Origin of the sequence: Streptococcus sp. cx1 (assembly GCF_052384325.1) — a bacterium.
In the GTDB taxonomy this organism is placed as follows: domain Bacteria; phylum Bacillota; class Bacilli; order Lactobacillales; family Streptococcaceae; genus Streptococcus; species Streptococcus salivarius_G.
Genome location: NZ_JBQSUN010000004.1, coordinates 1 through 23,795, shown reverse-complemented (window position 1 = coordinate 23,795; position 23,795 = coordinate 1). Strand labels below are relative to the sequence as shown.

General features: G+C 42.6%; 14 protein-coding genes, 2 tRNA genes and 3 rRNA genes. 2 read left to right on the top strand and 17 right to left on the bottom strand.

Annotation, left to right across the window (positions count from 1 at the left end; genetic code table 11):
- Nucleotides 1–110: 110 nt before the first annotated feature.
- The 3 genes from ACT170_RS06250 to ACT170_RS06240 form a co-directional block, all read right to left on the bottom strand.
- A complete protein-coding gene (locus tag ACT170_RS06250; protein WP_444818126.1) occupies nt 111–3,872 on the bottom strand; it encodes a glycoside hydrolase family 66 protein in 3,762 nt (1,253 codons plus the stop codon).
- A gap of 381 nt (nt 3,873–4,253) precedes the next feature.
- Nucleotides 4,254–4,697, bottom strand: a complete 444-nt coding sequence (gene dtd, locus ACT170_RS06245) for a D-aminoacyl-tRNA deacylase (RefSeq protein WP_037611138.1) — start codon at nt 4,695–4,697, stop codon at nt 4,254–4,256.
- Between the two features lie 12 nt (nt 4,698–4,709).
- Nucleotides 4,710–6,929, bottom strand: a complete 2,220-nt coding sequence (locus ACT170_RS06240) for a RelA/SpoT family protein (protein WP_444818125.1) — start codon at nt 6,927–6,929, stop codon at nt 4,710–4,712.
- Nucleotides 6,930–7,096: 167 nt separating this feature from the next.
- Between ACT170_RS06240 and nrdI the strand changes: the two genes are divergently transcribed.
- Nucleotides 7,097–7,555 (top strand): class Ib ribonucleoside-diphosphate reductase assembly flavoprotein NrdI, encoded by a 459-nt coding sequence (gene nrdI / locus ACT170_RS06235; RefSeq protein ID WP_002883589.1) that lies wholly within the window; start codon nt 7,097–7,099, stop codon nt 7,553–7,555.
- Nucleotides 7,556–7,596: 41 nt separating this feature from the next.
- On the opposite strand, the gene ACT170_RS06230 is transcribed toward nrdI, so the two are convergent.
- From ACT170_RS06230 to tig, 8 genes are all read right to left on the bottom strand, one after another.
- Nucleotides 7,597–10,137 (bottom strand): bifunctional 2',3'-cyclic-nucleotide 2'-phosphodiesterase/3'-nucleotidase, encoded by a 2,541-nt coding sequence (locus ACT170_RS06230; protein ID WP_444818124.1) that lies wholly within the window; start codon nt 10,135–10,137, stop codon nt 7,597–7,599.
- Nucleotides 10,138–10,302: 165 nt separating this feature from the next.
- Entirely contained in the window at nt 10,303–11,046 is a 744-nt protein-coding gene (locus ACT170_RS06225; RefSeq protein ID WP_021143472.1) for a 16S rRNA (uracil(1498)-N(3))-methyltransferase, read from the bottom strand.
- Nucleotides 11,047–12,000 carry a 50S ribosomal protein L11 methyltransferase gene (gene prmA, locus ACT170_RS06220; protein WP_021143471.1) on the bottom strand — a complete coding sequence of 318 codons (954 nt, stop codon included), beginning with the start codon at nt 11,998–12,000 and terminating at the stop codon, nt 11,047–11,049.
- Nucleotides 11,979–12,446, bottom strand: a complete 468-nt coding sequence (locus ACT170_RS06215; protein ID WP_002885611.1) for an NUDIX hydrolase — start codon at nt 12,444–12,446, stop codon at nt 11,979–11,981. The genes prmA and ACT170_RS06215 overlap by 22 nt, the downstream gene beginning before the upstream one ends.
- Before the next feature lie 15 nt (nt 12,447–12,461).
- Complete coding sequence (locus tag ACT170_RS06210) at nt 12,462–12,932, bottom strand: DUF3013 family protein (RefSeq protein ID WP_021143470.1); 471 nt, start codon at nt 12,930–12,932, stop codon at nt 12,462–12,464.
- A gap of 94 nt (nt 12,933–13,026) precedes the next feature.
- Nucleotides 13,027–14,631, bottom strand: a complete 1,605-nt coding sequence (locus tag ACT170_RS06205) for a CTP synthase (RefSeq protein WP_444818123.1) — start codon at nt 14,629–14,631, stop codon at nt 13,027–13,029.
- 252 nt (nt 14,632–14,883) lie between these two features.
- Complete coding sequence (gene rpoE, locus ACT170_RS06200) at nt 14,884–15,459, bottom strand: DNA-directed RNA polymerase subunit delta (protein WP_002885605.1); 576 nt, start codon at nt 15,457–15,459, stop codon at nt 14,884–14,886.
- Between the two features lie 157 nt (nt 15,460–15,616).
- Nucleotides 15,617–16,900 carry a trigger factor gene (gene tig / locus ACT170_RS06195; RefSeq protein ID WP_002889721.1) on the bottom strand — a complete coding sequence of 428 codons (1,284 nt, stop codon included), beginning with the start codon at nt 16,898–16,900 and terminating at the stop codon, nt 15,617–15,619.
- A 142-nt stretch (nt 16,901–17,042) separates the two neighbouring features.
- Between tig and ACT170_RS06190 the strand changes: the two genes are divergently transcribed.
- Nucleotides 17,043–17,885: a mechanosensitive ion channel family protein gene (locus tag ACT170_RS06190; RefSeq protein ID WP_349204542.1), complete on the top strand. Its 843-nt coding sequence runs from the start codon at nt 17,043–17,045 to the stop codon at nt 17,883–17,885.
- 112 nt (nt 17,886–17,997) lie between these two features.
- On the opposite strand, the gene ACT170_RS06185 is transcribed toward ACT170_RS06190, so the two are convergent.
- From ACT170_RS06185 to ACT170_RS06160, 6 genes are all read right to left on the bottom strand, one after another.
- Entirely contained in the window at nt 17,998–18,495 is a 498-nt protein-coding gene (locus ACT170_RS06185; protein ID WP_021143466.1) for a sigma factor, read from the bottom strand.
- Between the two features lie 155 nt (nt 18,496–18,650).
- Nucleotides 18,651–18,724: transfer RNA gene (locus tag ACT170_RS06180), tRNA-Asn, on the bottom strand.
- 5 nt (nt 18,725–18,729) lie between these two features.
- Nucleotides 18,730–18,845, bottom strand: a 5S ribosomal RNA gene (rrf, locus tag ACT170_RS06175).
- A gap of 83 nt (nt 18,846–18,928) precedes the next feature.
- A 23S ribosomal RNA gene (locus tag ACT170_RS06170) occupies nt 18,929–21,828 on the bottom strand.
- 146 nt (nt 21,829–21,974) lie between these two features.
- A tRNA-Ala gene (locus ACT170_RS06165) sits at nt 21,975–22,047 on the bottom strand.
- Nucleotides 22,048–22,101: 54 nt separating this feature from the next.
- A 16S ribosomal RNA gene (locus tag ACT170_RS06160) occupies nt 22,102–23,649 on the bottom strand.
- Together the 16S, 23S and 5S rRNA genes with 2 tRNA genes alongside form the textbook arrangement of a ribosomal RNA operon.
- Between the last annotated feature and the right edge of the window lie 146 nt (nt 23,650–23,795).

The window sequence follows — 23,795 nt, the reverse complement described above, 5'->3', positions numbered from 1 at the left end:
TGGCTCTCCTTTGACACAATATTCAAACTATTTCTATTGTATCACAATTTTCAGAAAAAATAGCAGCCAGTATAAAGAAAACTCCTTGTTTACACAAAGAGTTCTACTTATTATTTATCAACTTTTTTTGACATCAAGAAGTTACGAAGAGCTGCAAGGGTTGCCGCACCTGCAAGGACAATAGCTGTAAGGATAGCTACAGCATGTTCTCCCCACTTGTGAGATTTTGCTGTTTTAGCAATTGTAGCCTTAAGATCTTCAGTTGTTCCTTTTTCACCTGCTTGCGTCGTTGTCTTACTTGCAAGGTTAAGATCTTGACTACCATTGTAAGTATTATCTGACGAAGCTGTATTGACAAGGTCTTGACGGCTACTGCGAGTATAGCTGACATTTGTTGTAATGCTATCAATCATCTCAACAATATTTCTGATTGTTGTTGCATCGTACAAGCCACCCTCAGTATCTTTCAAGATAGATACTGCTAATTTTTCAATAGAAACTTCTGAAGAAGCTGCTACCATAGAGTGAGATTCTGAGCTTGCTGTTTCTGAATATCTTGCATAGTTGCTAAAGAGTGATGCTGCTTCTGTAATCGTTTCAGAAGTACTTGGTAAGGTTTCTGAGACGCGAGGAGCTACAGAGAGTCTATTCCAACTATTGATGTTTTCTGATAGTCCATCAAGGATGACTTCCTCTGATGTGCTTACTGTTTCTGAAATCGCCGAAGTCACTTCTGAAGTGCTCACTTGACTTTCTGATTCTGTCAATGAAACAGCTGGTTCTTCAACTACTTCTGATTCTGAAACGACTGTGCTGATTGAATTCTCTGATTCAGATGCTGAAGTCTCTGAAGTTGATGCTTCTGAGATAATATCAGTTTCTGAGACCTTCGATGATACTGTTGTGCTTTCTGATACTTCTGACGGAGCAACTGAGACAATTGTGCTTGTAGTTTCTGAAACAAGGCTAGTGCTTGCCTGACTTTCTGATTCTGTCAAAGAAGCCACTGGTTCAACTACTGCATGTGATTCTGAAATTGCTGTCGTCGTTGAAATTGCTGACTCTGAAGTCGATGCTGCTGAACTATTTTCAGTTTCTGATGCTTCCGATGATACTGTTGCACTTTCTGATACTTCTGATGAGACTGTTGAGGCAACTGTGCTTGCAGCCTCTGAAGCTGGTGCAGTGATTGAATCTGACGCTACTGTACCTTGATCCGTATTAGATACTGAGTTGTCATCTTTCTTATCATGTGCGGTCTCTGACACAGCTATCGCCACTGGAACAGCTGCTGAGTTTACTAACTCGTCAACTGATGGTGCTGGTTTGGTTGTTTCATCGAGTTTAGGAGCTTCAACAGATGGTTTCGTATTAGTTGGAGCCTCTGAACCTTTGTTTACTGTTGTATTTTCTGATTTAGCTGTTTCTGAGCTTGCTTCAGATGTTACGGTATTATCTGCTTTCTTACTAGCTTGGTTAGTAACTGGTTTCAAGATAACTGGTTCTACCGGTGTTGCTGTTGTGTCTTCCTTGATATAGAGCATGTCCCAAAGAGTTAGTTTAGGAACTGAAATGACAAGCACTGGTTGACCATTTTCATCTGTTTCAAGGCTTGCTTGTGCCTTCTTCATGCTTGAAGTTGCCCAATCATCTGGTGATGTCACATAGACTTGATCAGCAATTTTAGCTGCTTCTTGAGCTGTTTTACCTGCTAGGCTAAGACGAATTGTGAGATTTTCTTGTGCGTCCGGTGTTTTATTGTCCGCATAACCCTCTTCATTATGCCAGCCCGCATTGATGCCCATCATGTTAATCATTTGAACAGTTGAGAAACCTTTTCCTGATTTAGCAAATGTCCAAACTTGATCTCCTGTCACACCAAGAGCATCTTTAGAAAGGATTTCACCAGCCGCATTCTTGGTAGATACAGACTGAGTGCTGTTAGTCACACCCTCACCACGGAGAAGATTTTCATAAGCAGTGATAAACTGTTGGTAATTGTAAAGCTTACGAATAGTGTCCTTAGCTACACTGAGGTATTGCGTTGGGTAATAAGCACTTTGAAGAACGTTAAGGGCTGCATTAGCATTGGCAAGGGCTGCAATGGACATGTGATAGCCACCGGCTGCAGCTACTGTCGCATCTACGAGAAGTGTCGCGTCAGCTTGCAATGGTTTACCAGCAAGGGCATCTTTACCAGCACCGTTAGTTGCTTTTCCGCCAGGAACAGTATAGTCAATCCCTGGTTCTTCCATGTAGGCACCAACGATAAGTGATTTACCAGTTTTATTGCGTACCATATCGATACGTGCTTTCAAATCACCATAGGCAACCTGCATACGTCCTGGAATAACTGAACCACCGTTTGTCCAAAGCTCATTATAAACAACATCTTGACGTGCCTTGACTAGTTTATCATCATTACCACCATTAACATCATTGATTGTGATGTAGTACTTTTCACCGATGAGGTCCTTCATGGCATTAATAAATGACGCATATGAATCAGACATCATGTGTGAGTCAGCCTCGTCTGTGCTGTTACGGTGCTCATAATCAGTCACACGGTTGTCACCAATTGTATCACCTTGCCAACCATCGAATCCCATACGATCCATAGCTGATTTCATGACACCTGCGATGTATTTTTGCCAATCTGGATTCGCTGGATCATAGTAAACTTGAGTTGGGTTATCACCGATAGTGTAAGTCATCGGTTCACCCTTCTTACCAAAGCTATCGTAGAAGTTATAAGCCAAAGCAGCAAGTGGAAGTGCTGGATTCTTTGGATTTGAATCTGCTGAAATCATGTTATAAAGCATGGCAACAGCACCTGACTTATGAACTTGGTCAACCAATTCTTTAACAGCCTTAGTGTCAACCTGAGTATGACTCCAGGTATTCCATTTTTGAACAAAGCTATCGACACCTTCTGGGAAAGGATCTGTAGCTTCATTATAAGCATCATAGAAGAAATATGAGTTAATATTCATAGACTTCATGAGCTCAAGCTCTTTACGGTAGGCTTCAAGATTTTTAACAAGAATACTGTTTTGATCAGTTGGCGAACCTGCTACGATACCGTAACGTGGGAAAACTGTCCAATCATCTTCAACAGACAAGCCAGCACGCTTGCTTGACAAAGTACTACCTGATTTATCGTTGACACTGATTGTCACCAAGTAACCTGTATTGTTTGTCAACCACTCTGACGCTACTGTCAAGTTTGAAACCTTAGCTGAAGCTCCTGCCGCTAGCGTAAGGTCAACGTTATCTTGACCGATGATTTCTGAAGCATGTTGAAGTGTCAAGTTGACAGTCATCGTCTTAGTTTCTGCTGTTGGATTAGACACAACAACGGAATAATTAATATCACCATCTGTCTTGCTATAGGCTGCTTTTGTTGTTTCTGGATCTGTCAAGTAGGCATCACCATTCAAGTTTTGCTCTGTCACTTCTGTAACTGGTGTTACTTGAGCAGTTGAATGGCGTCCTGCTTCAGTAGCATTATCAGATGATGATGTGATGGTTTCCACAGCAGCTGACTCAGGAGCTAGTGCTTCACTGGCTACAAGCGTTTCTGAGCTAGCACTTTCTGCTGGCACAGCTTGTGAAAAGATTGTAGAAGCTGTCGCTGTTGTTGCAGTATCTGTCGCAACAGTAGCAGATGATGGACCTACTTCTGTTGTCGCTACTGGAGCAACGGCCTCAGTTGGTACCACCACCAAGTTATCTGCTTCAGTTGTAATAACTGGTTTTGTTGCTTCTGAACTGACCACATTATCTGCCTTGGCGACCTGATTAATCCCTAGGACACCACCGGCGACAAACAAACCTGATAATAATTTAGTTGACGCTACTTTCTTTGACATATCTCTCTATCCCTCTAAAAAAGTTTAAATCACCTCGGCGTTTCAAATTATCACTATTTGTATTTGCATGCTGTAAACTCGAGTTATTTTTAGTTTCATAAAAATCGCTTGGTGTTTCTTATGAAACTAATGTTAACTTAATCTTTTTTGTAAGACAAGGGAATTTCCGGTAATCCTCGTAAACGGTAATTTTTTCATCATGAATGGTCAGGTTTTTTCAGAAATTTGAGAACAACATTTTCTAATTTCATTAAATATTCACTTGATTCAGTCTACTTAAAATGACAAAAATAAATCCCAAATAATGAAAATCCATCACCTAAATAATTCCTGCGATGAGAATAAAAAACCACCTCTCACACAAGGCGAGAAATGGTTTATTTATCGATTTTTAGTATCTAAAATAATGGTCACAGGTCCGTCATTGACCAGACTAACCTGCATATCTGCACCAAAGCGGCCTCTTTCTACAGGAACATGAGTTGACAAGGATTGGTTGAAATCGTCATAGAGCTGGCTAGCCATGTCGGGCTTTGCAGCACCCGTAAATGCTGGTCGATTCCCTTTTTTCGTATCTGCAAAAAGCGTAAACTGAGAAATCGACAAAATCTGGCCACTAACATCCTTAACAGAAAGATTCATCTTGCCATCTTCATCTGAAAAAATGCGCATATTGACAATCTTACGAACTGCATACTCTAGGTCCTCTTTGGTGTCCTCGGGACCAACTCCGACCAAGAGTAAGAGCCCCTGCTTAATAGCGCCAACCGTACAATCCTCAATAACCACAGAGGCACTTTGAACACGCTGAATTACAATCTTCATCGCAGAAACTCCTTACCCATTCGTACGTTTAACACTGTAAACGTCAGGAATAATTTTAATCTTATCCACAAGACCAGTCAATTCAATAAGGTTTGCAATTTCAAAGCTAACGTGAATATTGGCAAACTTCATGTCCTTAGTTGGTTGCGCATTGACCGTAGCAATGCTCTTGGTCGTATTTGACAAGATTTGAAGAACATCATTCAACAGACCAGAACGGTTAAGGCCATAGATGTCAATCTCTGCCAAATAAGATTTATTGGCATTACGTTCATCCCACTCCACTTCGATTAAACGTTGCTCATAACCTTCTTGACTCTTGATATTATTACAATCGGAACGGTGAATTGCAATCCCACGGCCCTTGGTGATATAACCTTCAATCTCATCTCCAGGTACTGGGTTACAGCACTTAGCGATACGCATGAGGAGACCTGAAGCACCTTGAATGATGACGCCATTTTCACTCTTAACCTTAAGAACTTCTTTCTTCTCAGTCTTAACTTCGCCACCGTTCATTAGCTCTTCAGCTTCAGCTTTTGCCTTCGCACGCTCTTCTTCACGGCGTTCTTTTTCCGTCAAACGGTTGAAAACAGCAGCAGCACTAATTTCACCAAAACCAACAGCGGCATAGAGAGCTTCTTCACTACGCACACTCATACGAGGGAGAATTTCCTCAATATGTTTCTTGTCTAGGTACTTATTGGCAACATAGCCATGCTCTTGGAAGTAGGCAATCAAAAGCTCACGACCCTTGGTGATAGAGGCTTCCTTGTCCTGATTTTTAAAGAATTGACGAATTTTATTTCTGGCCTTGGTGGTCTTAACCATCTTAATCCAGTCACGGCTAGGGCCAAAGGAATTGGCATTGGTAACAATCTCAACCACATCACCTGTCTTGAGTTTGGCAGTCAAGGGCACCATACGGCCATTAACCTTAGCACCTGTGGCCTTCTCACCGACTTGAGTATGGATGGCATAGGCAAAGTCAATAGGTCCTGAATCTTTAGGCAGTTCCTGAACAGCACCATTTGGCGTAAAGACATAAATACGCTCCGAGAAGATATCCTCTTTAACAGAGTCAACAAACCCCATAGCATCACCATTTGAGGCGTCTTGAAGTTCAACAAGATCTTTAATCCAGTTCATTCCCAAAGCAGACTCTTTCGAATCTACCTTGCCCTTGATACCTTTCTTGTAAGCCCAGTGAGCTGCAACCCCGTATTCGGCAACTTGGTGCATTTCCTTGGTACGGATTTGGATTTCAATAGGTCCTTTTGGCCCATAAACCGTTGTATGGATAGACTGGTAACCATTGGATTTAGGATTGGCAATATAGTCTTTAAAACGGCCAGGCATCGGACGCCAGAGCTCATGGATGTATCCCAACATGGCGTAAACATCACTATGCGTCTCCATAACACAACGGATGGCAATCAAATCATAAATTTGATTGAAGCGCTTTTTCTTGTCGCGCATCTTACGGTAAATAGAGTAGATATGCTTTGGACGACCATACACATCACCAACAAGTCCTTGTTCAGCTGTATAGGTCTTAATTTTATCGACAATCTCGTCCACAAGTTCCTCACGCTCACGACGTTTTTCCTTCATCATGTGAGAAATCTTGTAGAATTCCACCTCATTAAGGTAACGGAAGGCCATATCTTCCAGTTCCCATTTGATACGGCTAATACCTAAACGGTGGGCCAAAGGAGCATAGATTTCCATAGTTTCGCGAGAAATGCGCTCTTGCTTATCCTTACGAAGATGCTTAAGGGTACGCATATTGTGCAAACGGTCGGCCAATTTAACCAAGATGACACGGATATCCTTAGACATGGCCATAAGCATCTTACGGTGATTTTCAGCCAACTGCTCCTCATGGGACTTGTACTCAACCTTACCAAGCTTAGTAACACCGTCCACGATATTTCGTACATCCGTACCAAAATCCGCTTCCAAATCATCGAGCGTTTTTTCGGTGTCTTCAACGACATCGTGTAAGAAACCACAGGCTACTGTCACTGCATCAAGATGGAGATCTGCCAGGATACCTGCCACTTGAATAGGGTGAATAATATAAGGTTCTCCTGACTGACGAGATTGCCCACTATGAGCATCTGTCGCATAATGCCAGGCTTTTTCAACTAATTTCAAATCATCTGCTGACATGTAGGCCGAGCAAATGTCTAAAATTTCTTCTCCTGTTACATTTTTATCTTTAGCCATGATTTCTTCCTTCGCTTCTTTTAATAACCTTTATTTTATCACTTTTACAAGTAAAGAAAAAGAGCTAGATAGGCAATTCTTAAGCGCAAGGAGCTAACTTGAAAAGCACAATATCTTGTGTTAGAATGATTGAACAAACACAAGATATAGATAGAAAGAGGACGCTTATGTCTCAACTTACCCTCGTTTATATTAGTCTAAGCGGTAATACCCAAAGCTTTGTCAAACGTATGTCTGACTATCTGTCCCTCAACCACGGGATTGAATGTCGCCAAATCAATATTAAAGAGCTTAATCATGAAACCTTCCAAGTAGATGAACCCTTTGTCGCACTCTTGCCAACCTACCTTGAAGGAGGAAATGGCGTTGACAATGGAGATGTTGAGATCCTAACCAATCCACTGGGTGACTTTATCGCAGCCCATGGCAATCACGAACGTTGCTTTGGTATCATCGGTTCTGGGAACCGTAACTTCAATAACCAGTACTGCCTAACCGCCAAACAGTACAGTCAACGTTTTGGCTTCCCAATGTTGGGAGACTTCGAGCTACGCGGCACACAGTCCGATATCGAACGTCTGGCACCTATTATCCTAGAAGCACAAAAGAACTTTAACCAACGCTAAAACTAGAGCAAAAAAGCCCTGATAGGGGCTTTTTCCTTTGCTTAATTTTTTTCGTGTTTTTTGATTCCAAAGAATCCAGCCAAGGTCATAAGAACCAGACCAGCTAAAGTTGCTGACACAGATTCGTCTGAACCAGTGTTTGGCAAGGTCTTATCTGAACTTGAACCTTGAGTTTCTTGTACTTGAGCTTGAGGCAAGATAACGACTTGAGCGTTTGACAACTGGATAGCTGGAACAGGTTTAGCCACGCTGGCACCTACAATAGCTTTTGGTGTCTCACGCTTAGTTTGATCTGTCGTCTCAACACCTTTTGGTGACTTCTCAGATTCTTTATTAGTCGTATCCTCAACTTGATTTGCCTTTTCCTTAACAACCAAACGATACTCTGCAAATCCTGCTTGTGTTGATGGTCCTACATAACTAATGGCATCCTGATCAGCAAGGTGGGCACGAGCATTGTCAGATGAGGCAAAACGGATATCTGCATTCGTAATATTAGGAACGAAGCTCCAATTTCCATCGGCAGTTGGGTTAATTGTCTTCTCGCTAACGATATAATCAATGATGGCCTGACGATTTTCAAGATTGAGGAGACGTTTTTCTGTAGCATCTTTAACACCAGGGAAGTTACCAGTCGCACGATAGTTGTTAGTCACGACAAGGAAAGTCTGATTCAAATCAATAGGTTTACCTTGATAAGCCAAGTCACGAACACGGCTAGCATCTGGGTTAACCAACTTACCTTCTCGATCGTATTTGTTAGGTTGTGTCAAATCAAACTTATAAGTCAACCCATCAATCACATCGTAATTGTATGAGCGATAGCTACTGTTAATAAGTTGCTGTGGTTCTTTACTGTTGGGATCAATTTGATTGAACTGTCCTGCAGACATTTCCAACCATTCTTTGATTTGTGCTCCAGTCACTTTGAGTAGGGCAGTAACATTGTCGTAGAGGTAGAGGTCTGCGACGTTCTTAATGGCCAATGGACCAGCTGGGATATCGGTATAGTAGGTCGCATCTCCACGAGTCCCTGCCTTGAAAGGTGCAGCTGCTGAGAGGAGTGGAAGATTCTCATCTGCTGTTCCAGCTACTTGTTTCTTAGCATACCATAGTTGTGCATTATTAACGATTTGAATAGATGGATCATCCTGAACCTGAGCAAAGTAGCTAGTGATTGGAGCCGTGGTCTCACCAACTTCCTTACGGACATAGTTGATTGTTCCATTATGGTCATGAGCAGCCATATCAATTAAGTCCTTGTCCGCAACATCTGACTTAGTATCAATCTTTTCAAGCTTGGCCTTACTATTGACAACTTTCCATTTACCATCCGTGTAAGTCAATTTGACATCCATGATACCTAGATGATCCCCGAATTTACCAGCCATAACCACAGGTTTCCCATTGATGAGACCATTGACATCATCTACACCAGGATATTTCGCATAAAAACTTGTGCCATCTCCATTTGGGAAATCCGCGTGGGAATGCCCTGTCGCAACAGCATCAACACCTTCGATACCAGCAATTTGGTAACCTTCATTTTCTTCGTTCTTAGTATATTCATTGTCACCAATACCAGAGTGAGCAGCAACAAGAATATAGTCAGCTCCTGCAGCCTTCATCTTAGGAACGATAGCCTTAACAGCCTCCATTGGATCATCAACGGTTACCTTACCTTCAAGGTTGGCCTTATCCCAAACCAAAATCTGTGTTGGAAGGACACCAGTAATACCGATTTTTAGTGTTACCTGTTTGCCGTCCGTATCAGTAAAGGTCTTGTTAACAATCTTATAAGGGTTGTAATAGTAATCACCGGTCTGAGCATTACGCACATTAGCATTGATAATGTTAATCTTAGCAGCCTTAACCATACGATCCAAAAATTCTAGACCATAGTTAAACTCGTGGTTTCCAAGCGTTTCGGCATCATAACCAAGCATCTCAAAAGCCTTATACATAGGGTGAGTCTCACCTTGGGCAACAGGATCAATCAAAGCCTTATAAGTCCCAAAAGGAGTTCCCTGAATCGTATCCCCACTGTCCACTAAGACTGTATTTGGATTAGTTTCACGGGCTTTTTTGATAAGGACAGCAGTTTTAGACAAACCAACTGTTTGAGACGGCTTATCTTGATAATAATCATAGTTAACCAAGTTGGTATGAAGGTCTGTTGTTGACAAAATCTGCATATCAACGGTCTGCCCCTCATGAGCAGGCTCTGTTACAGTTTCGGCCTGTACTGGCACTGCTGGTGTCACCTGATTGGCATTCGTCAAAACAGCACTGGCTTCTTGACTTGCTTGGGTCGTTGAGGTATTAGCTGATGGCTCTGCAGACGCATTTGTCGCTACTGTTGTTGGTGTAGCAGAGACAGTCTCTGTTCCTCCTTGAACAGCTGTCCCAGAAGTTCCTTGTCCTGATACTACTGATGCACCACTATCTGCCACGGTTTCGGTAGAAGTAGTTGATACAGGTGCCGTTGCTTCATCAGCTTGCCCTACGACTTGTGGCACAGTCAAGAGAGCAAAAAGGCCCAAAACCACAGCGGATTGAGTCACATAACGATTCGTTTTCATTAAAAATCTTCCCCTTTTATAAAGATAATACAATTATATTAAAACTAAATAAGATTATCAACTTTTTTAGAATTACTCGATTTGTCATACAAAACCAATGGCAAGATGCAATCTTAGCTTAAAAGTGTCAAATACAAAAAAAGTTGGAACAAGGCCAACTTTCTCTTATTTATTCAATTCTAGGGCATAACTGACACTACTCAAAGCGTAGAGAGGAGCCGTTTCCGTCCGCATAATACGCGGTCCAAGGCCAATTTTAAGGCCACCAGCTTCTTCAAATGCATCAATCTCAGACGGAGAAATACCACCTTCTGGTCCAAAGATAAAGAGAATTTTCTGACCACTCTCTACCTTAGCCAACTCACGAGCTAGAGTAGCCAACTCGCCTGCTTTGGCTGTTTCCTCATAGGCGATAAAAATCTTATCAAAATTATCTAATTCTGATAGAAATTCTCCCTTCTTCTCGAACAATCTAACTTCTGGAACACGATTACGCTTGGATTGTTCTGCAGCTCCTAGAGCAATCTTGGCAAGTTTATCTTCTTTCTTGGCAAGCTTCTTACCATCCCACTTGACCACAGACCAGTCGGCAGGGAAGGCCCAGATAGCCTGAGCTCCAAGCTCTGTTGCCTTTTGTGTCACCAGATCCAGCTTATCTCCCTTGGGAAAGCCAGAGGCAATGGTTACAGATACAGGCATCTCAACATTATCATTTAAGTCTTCAATCACTTCAAAGATATGATTCTCACGGTCAGTCACACGCGCAAGACGCTTGATACCGTCTTCAAAAACCAAGACAACCTGATCATCCTCTGTTAAACGCATAACGTTAAACATATGCTTCACAGTATCCTTGTCTTTGATGATTACTGGATTTTCAACCTGCCCTTTTATAAAATACTGTTGCATTTAGCCTCCAATCACACCTGAAATATCATCTGTCTTCTTGAAGACACAAGCATTCCACTCTCCCTGAACCATGTGAGTTTCTAGGAAGAAACCAGCTTTCTCAGCCGATTCACGCACCATATCCCATTTTTCAGAGATAATCCCTGACATAATCAAATAACCTTCATCCTTAACCAAACGGTAGGCATCTTCCGTCAGATGGATGAGAATATCCGCCAAAATATTAGCCACGATAACATCAGCTTCTTGAGTTACACCCTTCAAAAGGTCACCTGCAGCAACGTGGATATTTTCCATGCCAGGATTCATATCAATGTTTTCCTGTGTCACTCGAACCGCCACATCGTCAAGGTCATAGGCATAGATTTCCTTAGCTCCAAGAAGAGAGCTAGCAATCGAGAGGACACCCGAACCAGTTCCCACATCAATCACAGTCTCGCCACCACGAAGCACCTGTTCGAGTGCAAAAAGACTCATCTTAGTTGTCGGGTGTGTTCCTGTCCCAAAGGCCATGCCAGGATCTAGCTTGATAATCTTCTCACCTACTGATGCCTCATAATCCGTCCATGACGGTACGATAGTCAAATCGTGGGTAATGCGAGCTGGTTCATAGTACTTCTTCCAATTCTCAGCCCAGTCTTCTTCAACCAATTCTTGAGTAGCCAAGTGAATATCTCCAGTTTCAAGACCAAAATCCGTCAACTCAGCCAAACGCTCATTAACCTGCTTAGTAATAGCTTCGATATCTGCTGACTCCGGATAGTAAGCCGTAATTTTAACCGTCTCAACCTGTTCAACCTCAGGATAAAGCTCACCAAAACGGTCCGCATTTTCCAAATAATCTGCACTATCATCAATAGCCACACCCTGGCTTCCAGATTCAATTAAAATATTAGAAGCCACCTCTTCGACCTCACGATTAACCTCAATCGTTAGTTCTTGCCATTTGTCCATATATTATTTTCTTCCTTTTCTGATAAATAGTCTTTAAAGCGTTCCTGCAACTGGGGAATGACACCTTCTGCTTTTATAAAGTCCTCTACAGGCATTAGTTTAAATTCCTGCCCCTCGTCACCAAAACGAATCTCACGATACTGCTCTTGGCTAATTCGGCCAACCACAAAGACAGCTGACCTATCTTTATCCAACATACTAGGATAGATTTTCGACCAAATAATCGATTCCTCTGTCAAAGTCAAGCCCAGCTCCTCCCAGACCTCACGTTGAAGACATTCAAGAGGCGTTTCTTGACCTTCTCTTCCACCACCTGGCAATTCCCATGTATTTGGCCAAGGAATATCTGGTTTATTATCTCTGAGAATGACCAAAATACTTTGCTCTACGAGTAAGGCAGCCTTAACACCTGTAAAATCAAACTGATCTTTTAAATAAGCATCCATCCCTTTTCGCTCCCTTTAATACCTCGGATAAGCAAAAAATTCCTTCTCTTCAAGTTGATCTTTCCCTTTTTCGAAAGCTTCTTTGTCCCAAACCAAACCAAATTCCTCAGGTCCATCATCAGATAGAAAATCCATCAAGTCACTCAATCCTTCTGTCGCCACCTCATTCAAAGTCTCCGCAAAATAGGCCAAAAACTCACGAGATAGACCTTTCTTAGGTTCATATGGGATTGTCGCTAGGTAGTCCTCTTCATCAAAACGTGATTTTGCTGGATTGTAAAAGAGCACGTAATCTTCAAAAATAACATCTTCATCAGACACTTCACCCTTATCATCAATAGTCTCCACATTGCCACTGTTTTGCGCTTCTAGGATAAAGGTTACTTCCACAGCATGATTTTTTTTATCCCAGTCCATCGCAAAATCATAGTCTAGATGCTTATCCAATTCTTCTTCCAATACTGACAAAAAGCCAAATTTAGCCATTTGTTTTCCTCGTTCTTTCTTATTATTCCCTTTATTTTAGCATAAAAGGAGACAATAAAAAACAGAGTAGGCTCCCCCACTCTGTCTTAGATAATTATTTAGCATTTTCAACCGCTGCTGTTACAAAGGCATTATAAAGTTCTTCAGCATGGTTTGGACGGCTATGGTATTCTGGGTGGTATTGTGCTGCCACAAAGAATTTCTTGTCTGGGAGTTCTACAACTTCCATCAAACGATTATCTGGTGACACACCTGAGAATACAAAGCCCTCAGCCTCAAACTGTTCACGGAACTTAGTATTAAATTCATAACGGTGACGGTGACGACGTTGAACAACTTCTTGGTTGCCATAAGCGGCAGCAGCCTTAGAACCTGGTTTCAACTTACATGGGTAAAGACCGAGACGAAGAGTACCACCCATATCTTCAATGTCAATTTGATCACGCATAATATCGATAATTGGATATTTTGTGTTTGGATCAAGCTCAGCTGAATTAGCGCCATCCAAGTGAAGAACGTGGCGAGCAAACTCAATACATGTCAATTGCATACCGAGACAGACACCTAACATTGGCACATCATTTTCACGTGCATAACGAATAGCTTGAATCTTACCTTCAGTACCACGTTGACCGAAACCACCAGGAACAATGATACCATCAGCATCAGCCAAACGAGAAGCAACATTTTCAGCAGTCAAATCATTAGCATTGACCCAGTCAATATCAATGGCAGTATCATTTGCCAAACCTGAGTGTTTAAGTGCCTCAACTACTGACAAGTAAGCATCGTGAAGCTCCACATACTTACCAACAAGAGCAATTTTAGTTGTTTTCTTAAGGTTAAGCACCTTATCAACCATAGCAGACCACTCTGTCATATCTGCAGCTGGAGCATCCAGTTTCAAATGATCACAAACGATTTGATCCATACCTTGAGCCTGCATATTAAGTGGCACTTGATAGATATGTTCCACGTCGAGTGATTCGATAACAGCCTCAGGTGCAACATCACAGAACTGAGCTAATTTATTCTTGATTCCCTGACCAGCAGGTTGTTCTGTACGAATAACCAACATATTTGGTTGGATACCCAAACCACGCAATTCCTTAACAGAGTGTTGCGTTGGTTTTGTCTTCATTTCACCAGCAGCCTTCAAATAAGGAAGAAGCGTTGTGTGGATATACATAACGTTGTCAGAGCCCACATCAGCCTTCATTTGACGAAGCGCTTCAAGGAATGGAAGACTTTCAATATCACCAACCGTACCACCAACTTCAGTGATAATGACATCTGAATCAGTTGTTGTCGCTGCGCGCTTAATCTTGTCTTTCAAAGCATCTGTGATATGCGGAATCACCTGAACAGTCGCACCAAGATACTCTCCTTTACGTTCCTTACGCAAAACTTCGCTATAAATCTTACCAGTAGTCACGTTAGAGTATTTATTAAGATTGATATCAATAAAGCGTTCGTAGTGACCAAGGTCAAGGTCAGTTTCAGTACCATCATCAGTGACGTAAACTTCACCGTGTTGGTAAGGACTCATTGTCCCTGGGTCAATATTGATGTAAGGATCAAATTTTTGAATCGTAACCTTAAGACCACGGTTCTTAAGCAAACGCCCAAGACTTGCAGCTACAATCCCTTTACCAATTGAAGATACCACACCACCAGTGACGAAAATATATTTTGTCATGTTAACTCCTTATAATATAATTCAAAACAACTACAGATAGCAGATTGATTACCCACTCAGATAATCACGATAGTCCTTTCCTAGTACCTGATGGGAGCCGTACAAAGTACCTCACCTTAGACAAGTCCAGTAAATGACTAAAAATAAAAATGACCCCCAAGAGTTTTACTCTGGGAGCCTTAATCATGACCTCTTCAAAAGAGGTGCCCGATAAATAGTCTAAACTATCCAAGACCATTTGTCAATGAAAACTTAGTCGTTTGACTCATCCTCATAGTCATCGTCATCATCTTCTTCTGACAACTCAACATCATCCAAATCATCATCTGGAATAATTTCATTCAGCTCAGAGTCATAAGATTCCACTTCGGCTTTCTCATCATCTTCGCTATCGTCGTCATATTCAAGACTATCAGAATCAGGTGTAAAGTTCTCGTCTTCTGGATCATCGTCATTATAATCGATGGCATCTTCATCACCATCCATGAAGGCATTAACTTTCTTGTTCTTACGTTTTGGTGCATTTTCATCAGTATCTTCCAATGTGATGACCTCTTCATCGATTTCATCAATTGCATACCATGAACGCAAGCCCCATTTGTTATCACCTAGTGGAATGAAACTTCCATCCGTATTCAAATCTGAATAAAAGAATGGCAAAGCATTGCGGATATCAGCATCCGATTTTTCTAAGTAATTTTGAATTTCATTGACCAAATCATTGAAATACATTTCATTATCACGACCACGTGTTTCTAAGATAGCACGGGCCACTTCAATCATTGATAATTCACTTTTTTCTTGTCCAGCAAATACGTCTAGTTCCAAAGTGGTTCTCCTTCATTCTTACTCAAGCTAGTTTCTATCAGAAATAGCTCAGCAATCAATTTTTCGCTACCTTTTATTTTACGCTAAAAAGAGTCAATAGTCAAAGCATTTATAGAAGAAAAAATCAAGTCTCAACAGAAACTTGATTTTAGTCATATTATTTAACTTTTGCTGTGCTTGTGATAACTTCAACAGCTTTCTTCATAGTGATATCGTGTTTAAGCATTTCAGGTGAAAGAAGTGCAGAAACTTGTGATACTTCCATGTTGTACTCAGCTGCAAGATCGTTAATTTCTTTTTGGATTTCTTCTTCTGTAGCGTCGAATCCTTCAGCAGCAGCAACAGCTTCGATAACAAGGTTAGTTTTCACACGTTTGTCAGCGTCAGCTTCATATTGTTTGTGAAGATCTTCTTGAGTTGTACCAGTGATTTGGAAGTACATTTCAGGAGAGATACCTTGACGTTGCATGTTACCCATGAATTCGTTCATAGCACGGTGAACTTCGTCTTCAACCATTTCTGCTGGCAATTCAACGATTTCAGCGTTTTCAACAGCCAAATCAAGTGCAGCACCTTCAACAGCGTCATCAAATGCGATTTCTTTAGCTGCTTCAAGTTCTTTACGGTATTTAGCTTTCAACTCGTCAAGAGTTTCAACTTCATCGTCAAGATCTTTAGCCAACTCATCATCAAGAGCTGGAACTTCTTTAGCTTTAACTTCGTTAACTTTAGTAACAAATACAGCAGCTTTACCTGCAAGGTCAGCAGCTTGATAGTCTTCTGGGAAAGTTACTTTAACTTCTACTTCATCACCAGCTTTTGCTCCAACCAATTGGTCTTCGAAACCTGGGATAAATTGACCTGAACCAAGTTCAAGAGAGTGGTTTTCACCTTTACCACCATCAAATTCAACACCGTCTACTGAACCAACAAAGTCGATAACAACAGTGTCGCCATTTTCAGCTGCACCTTCTTTAACAACCAATTCAGCCAAGTTTTTGCGTTCGTTTTCAAGCTTAGCATCAACTTCTTCATCAGTAACTTCTTTAGAAGCTTCAACTGAAACTTCAAGATCTTTATATGCACCAAGTTTTACTTCAGGTTTTGTAACAACTTCTGCAGTAAGTGTCCAATCTTGACCTTTTTCAATTGATTTTACATCAATTTTTGGTTGTGCAACAACATCAAGACCAAGTTCAGCAATCGCTGCTTCATAAGCTGCTGGAAGAATTGCATTCAAAGCATCGTCATAAAGAGCTTCTTCACCAAATTTTTGGTTAAATACGGCACGAGGCATGTGTCCTTTACGGAAGCCTGGAGCGTTCAAATTCTTTTTAACCTTGTTAAATGCTTGATCCAAAGCTGGTTGAATTTTATCTTGACCGATAGTGAATGTCACCACACCACGGTTAGTGGCTGTGTTTTCAAATGATACAGACATGTAGTCATTCTCCTTAAAATTTTTTATAGATACAGTTTAGTTTACCATATTTCAAAGCCTTTTAAAAGTTTTTTTATCCAATTTAATCACAAGAAAATCGTTAGAAACTGCTACTTTTTCAAAATTTTGATAAACTATAGCTATGAATATTTTACAAAGATACATCCAACAATTTAATTTTGAAGAGGCCCTAATGGTACTCATTACGAAAGGGATTAAACTCCTTATTCTCCTCATCATCTTTCTTCTTAGTAAGAAGATTATCAACTTCCTTTTTAAACATACAGTGGGACGCTCTCTAGCTTGGACAATTCAAACACCTGCTCGACAAAAAACCATTGAACGATTACTACACAATTGCATGAACTACGTGCTATACTTCTTCCTTGTTTACTGTCTTCTTAGTATCCTTGGGGTCCCAGTATCTAGCCTCCTTGCTGGGGCAGGACTTGCTGGGGTTGCTCTTGGTCTAGGAGCTCAAGGCTTCCTATCTGATGTCGTTAATGGTTTTTTCATATTGTTAGAAAACCAATTTGAAGTCGGTGACGCAGTTGAAGTAGGAGCCGTTACAGGCCTTGTTTCAACCGTAGGTATTCGAACTACTCAAATTCGAGGATTTGATGGAACCCTCCATTTTATACCTAACAGAAATATCACAATTGTATCCAACAAATCTCGAGGGGACATGAGAGCTCAAATTGATATCCCAGTCTACCCGTCAACCGATATCAATAAGGTGACAAGTATCATACAAGAAGTAAATCGAGAAAACATTGAAAACTATCCCCAAATCTGTGGAACTCCAAATATCATTGGGTTAAGCACAACTCCTTCTGGACAACTAGTATTTCGTATTGATATTTTTACACAAAATGGACAACAAATTCATATCTATGCTGATTTCTTAAAACTTTACCAAGAAGCCCTAACCAAAGAAAATATTGAACTTCCAAGATTCATTGGGAACCCTATAGCAGTAAAATAAATTCTTTACACTACATTAAAAACACTTCAAAAGATAGATAACAGAAATCTACTTTCGAAGTGTTTTTTATGACTTTTACTCAATAATACTAGACTAGAATCTATATTCAAAATTAATCATCTTCATTATAAGGATCAAAATCTACCATCCAAAATTTTAACTCCCTGATCATCTTTTTTCGACCTCTAAAACATTCTCCAGCTAGCAGACGGTCTAACTTAGTAGCATCTTCCGAAGACAACTGATTACGGAAAGCATTAAGCTGCTCATCATAAACAAGCCTATCTACCGCATCTAACTCTTTATTCGGAAGACAAAAAGCAATATCTGAAATTTCGATATAACATTGTCGATTAGCTTGTCGTTTTACAGACTCCTGCCTTCTAACCTCATCATTAAGTCTATTCCTAAATTTCGTTTTAAAATATCGCCGTAACTTATCATCATCAGACTTTAATTCAGGAAACTTTTCTAAAAGCTGATAAAGCGTCATCATAGCTTCTTGCTCCATATCAGCTTGGTCCCAAAGTTGGATGAAATATTGTCGACTAGCCTTAAGTACAATCGGCCTAACAACCTCATATGCGTGAACAAAAACTTCTTGTTCCATTCAACCTCCTATTAATAGATATAATTTTTGTAATTAAATTAATTACGAGACCTATTATAAGAGATAAATAAGAAATAAAATAGCGACATATATGTCACTATAAAAGGTGATAAAAACAAAAAAAGCTAGACCAACGTCCAGCAATGAAATCTATACTCCGCCAGTAGGACTCGAACCTACGACATCATGATTAACAGTCATGCGCTACTACCAACTGAGCTATGGCGGATAAACGCTAAGCGACTACCATATCTAACAGGGGGCAACCCCCAACTACATCAGGCGTACTAGGGCTTAACTTCTGTGTTCGGCATGGGAACAGGTGTATCTCCTAGGCTATCGTCACTTAACTCTGAGTATTCTCAACTCAAAATTGAATATCTATACTGTATCAAGAAACCAAATCGTTGTCAATATGTCTCAGTTACTTTCTTTGGATAAGTCCTCGAGCTATTAGTATTAGTCCGCTACATGTGTCACCACACTTCCACTTCTAACCTATCAACCTGATCATCTCTCAGGGCTCTTACTGATATAAAATCATGGGAAATCTCATCTTGAGGTGGGCTTCACACTTAGATGCTTTCAGCGTTTATCCCTTCCCTACATAGCTACCCAGCGATGCTCTTGGCAGAACAACTGGTACACCAGCGGTAAGTCCACTCTGGTCCTCTCGTACTAGGAGCAGATCCTCTCAAATTTCCTACGCCCGCGACGGATAGGGACCGAACTGTCTCACGACGTTCTGAACCCAGCTCGCGTGCCGCTTTAATGGGCGAACAGCCCAACCCTTGGGACCGACTACAGCCCCAGGATGCGACGAGCCGACATCGAGGTGCCAAACCTCCCCGTCGATGTGAACTCTTGGGGGAGATAAGCCTGTTATCCCCAGGGTAGCTTTTATCCGTTGAGCGATGGCCCTTCCATGCGGAACCACCGGATCACTAAGCCCGACTTTCGTCCCTGCTCGAGTTGTAGCTCTCGCAGTCAAGCTCCCTTATACCTTTACACTCTGCGAATGATTTCCAACCATTCTGAGGGAACCTTTGGGCGCCTCCGTTACCTTTTAGGAGGCGACCGCCCCAGTCAAACTGCCCGTCAGACACTGTCTCCGATAGGGATAACCTATCTGGGTTAGAGTAGCCATAACACAAGGGTAGTATCCCAACAACGCCTCACTCGAAACTGGCGTCCCGAGGTCATAGGCTCCTACCTATCCTGTACATGTGGTACAGATACTCAATATCAAACTGCAGTAAAGCTCCATGGGGTCTTTCCGTCCTGTCGCGGGTAACCTGCATCTTCACAGGTACTAAAATTTCACCGAGTCTCTCGTTGAGACAGTGCCCAAATCATTACGCCTTTCGTGCGGGTCGGAACTTACCCGACAAGGAATTTCGCTACCTTAGGACCGTTATAGTTACGGCCGCCGTTTACTGGGGCTTCAATTCATACCTTCGCTATTGCTAAGCACTCCTCTTAACCTTCCAGCACCGGGCAGGCGTCACCCCCTATACATCATCTTACGATTTAGCAGAGAGCTGTGTTTTTGATAAACAGTTGCTTGGGCCTATTCACTGCGGCTGACCATAAGTCAGCGCCCCTTCTCCCGAAGTTACGGGGCCATTTTGCCGAGTTCCTTAACGAGAGTTCTCTCGCTCACCTGAGGCTACTCGCCTCGACTACCTGTGTCGGTTTGCGGTACGGGTAGAGTATAATTAACGCTAGAAGCTTTTCTCGGCAGTGTGACATCACTAACTTCGCTACTAAACTTCGCTCCCCATCACAGCTCAATGTTATAGATATAAGCATTTGACTCATATCACACCTCACTGCTTGGCCAGACACTTCCAATCGTCTGGTTTAGTTAGCCTACTGCGTCCCTCCATCACTATATACTCTAGTACAGGAATATCAACCTGTTGTCCATCGGATACACCTTTCGGTCTCTCCTTAGGTCCCGACTAACCCAGGGCGGACGAGCCTTCCCCTGGAAACCTTAGTCTTACGGTGGACAGGATTCTCACCTGTCTTTCGCTACTCATACCGGCATTCTCACTTCTATGCGCTCCAGCACTCCTCACGGTACACCTTCTTCGCACATAGAACGCTCTCCTACCATACCTATAAAGGTATCCACAGCTTCGGTAATATGTTTTAGCCCCGGTACATTTTCGGCGCAGGGTCACTCGACTAGTGAGCTATTACGCACTCTTTGAATGAATAGCTGCTTCTAAGCTAACATCCTAGTTGTCTGTGCAACCCCACATCCTTTTCCACTTAACATATATTTTGGGACCTTAGCTGGTGGTCTGGGCTGTTTCCCTTTCGACTACGGATCTTAGCACTCGCAGTCTGACTGCCGATTATATCTCGTTGGCATTCGGAGTTTATCTGAGATTGGTAATCCGGGATGGACCCCTCACCCAAACAGTGCTCTACCTCCAAGAGACTTAACATCGACGCTAGCCCTAAAGCTATTTCGGAGAGAACCAGCTATCTCCAAGTTCGTTTGGAATTTCTCCGCTACCCACAAGTCATCCAAGCACTTTTCAACGTGCCCTGGTTCGGTCCTCCAGTGAGTTTTACCTCACCTTCAACCTGCTCATGGGTAGGTCACATGGTTTCGGGTCTACGACATGATACTAATGCGCCCTATTAAGACTCGGTTTCCCTACGGCTCCGTCTCTTCAACTTAACCTCGCATCATATCGTAACTCGCCGGTTCATTCTACAAAAGGCACGCTCTCACCCATTAACGGGCTCGAACTTGTTGTAGGCACACGGTTTCAGGTTCTATTTCACTCCCCTCCCGGGGTGCTTTTCACCTTTCCCTCACGGTACTGGTTCACTATCGGTCACTAGAGAGTATTTAGGGTTGGGAGATGGTCCTCCCAGATTCCGACGAGATTTCTCGTGTCTCGCCGTACTCAGGATACTGCTAGGTATAAAGACTATTTCGAATACGAGGCTATTACTCTCTTTGGCCTACCTTCCCAGGTAGTTCTTCTATAATCTTTAAGTCCACGTTGCAGTCCTACAACCCCGAAGAGTAAACTCTTCGGTTTGCCCTCTTGCCGTTTCGCTCGCCGCTACTAAGGCAATCGCTTTTGCTTTCTCTTCCTGCAGCTACTTAGATGTTTCAGTTCACTGCGTCTTCCTCTACATTACCTTAACAGTAATGAGTGACAGGCATTACCTGCCGGGTTCCCCCATTCGGACATCTCTGGATCATTGCTCACTTACAGCTCCCCAAAGCATTTCGTCGTTAGTCACGTCCTTCATCGGCTTCTAGTGCCAAGGCATCCACCGTGCGCCCTTATTAACTTAACCTTATTTTGGTCTTTCGACCTAACTCATTAAATATTCACAGCGTTTCGGTTTATTTTCTTGTTACTATCTATATGTAATTAATTACATATGGAATTTGATATAGATATTCAATTTTCAATGGACAATACTTGAATCTTTCGATTCAATGGAGCCTAGCGGGATCGAACCGCTGACCTCCTGCGTGCAAAGCAGGCGCTCTCCCAGCTGAGCTAAGGCCCCACAAGACCTCTCAAAACTAAATAAGAAACTCAAGTACATTCCGTTTTTCCTTAGAAAGGAGGTGATCCAGCCGCACCTTCCGATACGGCTACCTTGTTACGACTTCACCCCAATCATCTATCCCACCTTAGGCGGCTGGCTCCAAAAGGTTACCTCACCGACTTCGGGTGTTACAAACTCTCGTGGTGTGACGGGCGGTGTGTACAAGGCCCGGGAACGTATTCACCGCGGCGTGCTGATCCGCGATTACTAGCGATTCCGACTTCATGTAGGCGAGTTGCAGCCTACAATCCGAACTGAGATTGGCTTTAAGAGATTAGCTTGCCGTCACCGACTCGCAACTCGTTGTACCAACCATTGTAGCACGTGTGTAGCCCAGGTCATAAGGGGCATGATGATTTGACGTCATCCCCACCTTCCTCCGGTTTATTACCGGCAGTCTCGCTAGAGTGCCCAACTGAATGATGGCAACTAACAATAGGGGTTGCGCTCGTTGCGGGACTTAACCCAACATCTCACGACACGAGCTGACGACAACCATGCACCACCTGTCACCGATGTACCGAAGTAACTTTCTATCTCTAGAAATAGCATCGGGATGTCAAGACCTGGTAAGGTTCTTCGCGTTGCTTCGAATTAAACCACATGCTCCACCGCTTGTGCGGGCCCCCGTCAATTCCTTTGAGTTTCAACCTTGCGGTCGTACTCCCCAGGCGGAGTGCTTAATGCGTTAGCTGCGGCACTGAATCCCGGAAAGGATCCAACACCTAGCACTCATCGTTTACGGCGTGGACTACCAGGGTATCTAATCCTGTTCGCTCCCCACGCTTTCGAGCCTCAGCGTCAGTTACAGACCAGAGAGCCGCTTTCGCCACCGGTGTTCCTCCATATATCTACGCATTTCACCGCTACACATGGAATTCCACTCTCCCCTTCTGCACTCAAGTTTGACAGTTTCCAAAGCGAACTATGGTTGAGCCACAGCCTTTAACTTCAGACTTATCAAACCGCCTGCGCTCGCTTTACGCCCAATAAATCCGGACAACGCTCGGGACCTACGTATTACCGCGGCTGCTGGCACGTAGTTAGCCGTCCCTTTCTGGTAAGCTACCGTCACAGTGTGAACTTTCCACTCTCACACTCGTTCTTGACTTACAACAGAGCTTTACGATCCGAAAACCTTCTTCACTCACGCGGCGTTGCTCGGTCAGGGTTGCCCCCATTGCCGAAGATTCCCTACTGCTGCCTCCCGTAGGAGTCTGGGCCGTGTCTCAGTCCCAGTGTGGCCGATCACCCTCTCAGGTCGGCTATGTATCGTCGCCTAGGTGAGCCGTTACCTCACCTACTAGCTAATACAACGCAGGTCCATCTTGTAGTGGAGCAATTGCCCCTTTCAAATAAATGACATGTGTCATCCATTGTTATGCGGTATTAGCTATCGTTTCCAATAGTTATCCCCCGCTACAAGGCAGGTTACCTACGCGTTACTCACCCGTTCGCAACTCATCCAAGAAGAGCAAGCTCCTCTCTTCAGCGTTCTACTTGCATGTATTAGGCACGCCGCCAGCGTTCGTCCTGAGCCAGGATCAAACTCTCATTAAAAATTTTAATAATTGTTCGAGCGTTAACTCATTACCGTCGTCTGACGATTTATTCTTGTAAATTGACAGGTTATAATTCTTCTATCATAACCCTGCACTTGGTTTCTTATTCAGTTCTCAAAGGTCTTTGTCTCTCTTAAGACAACT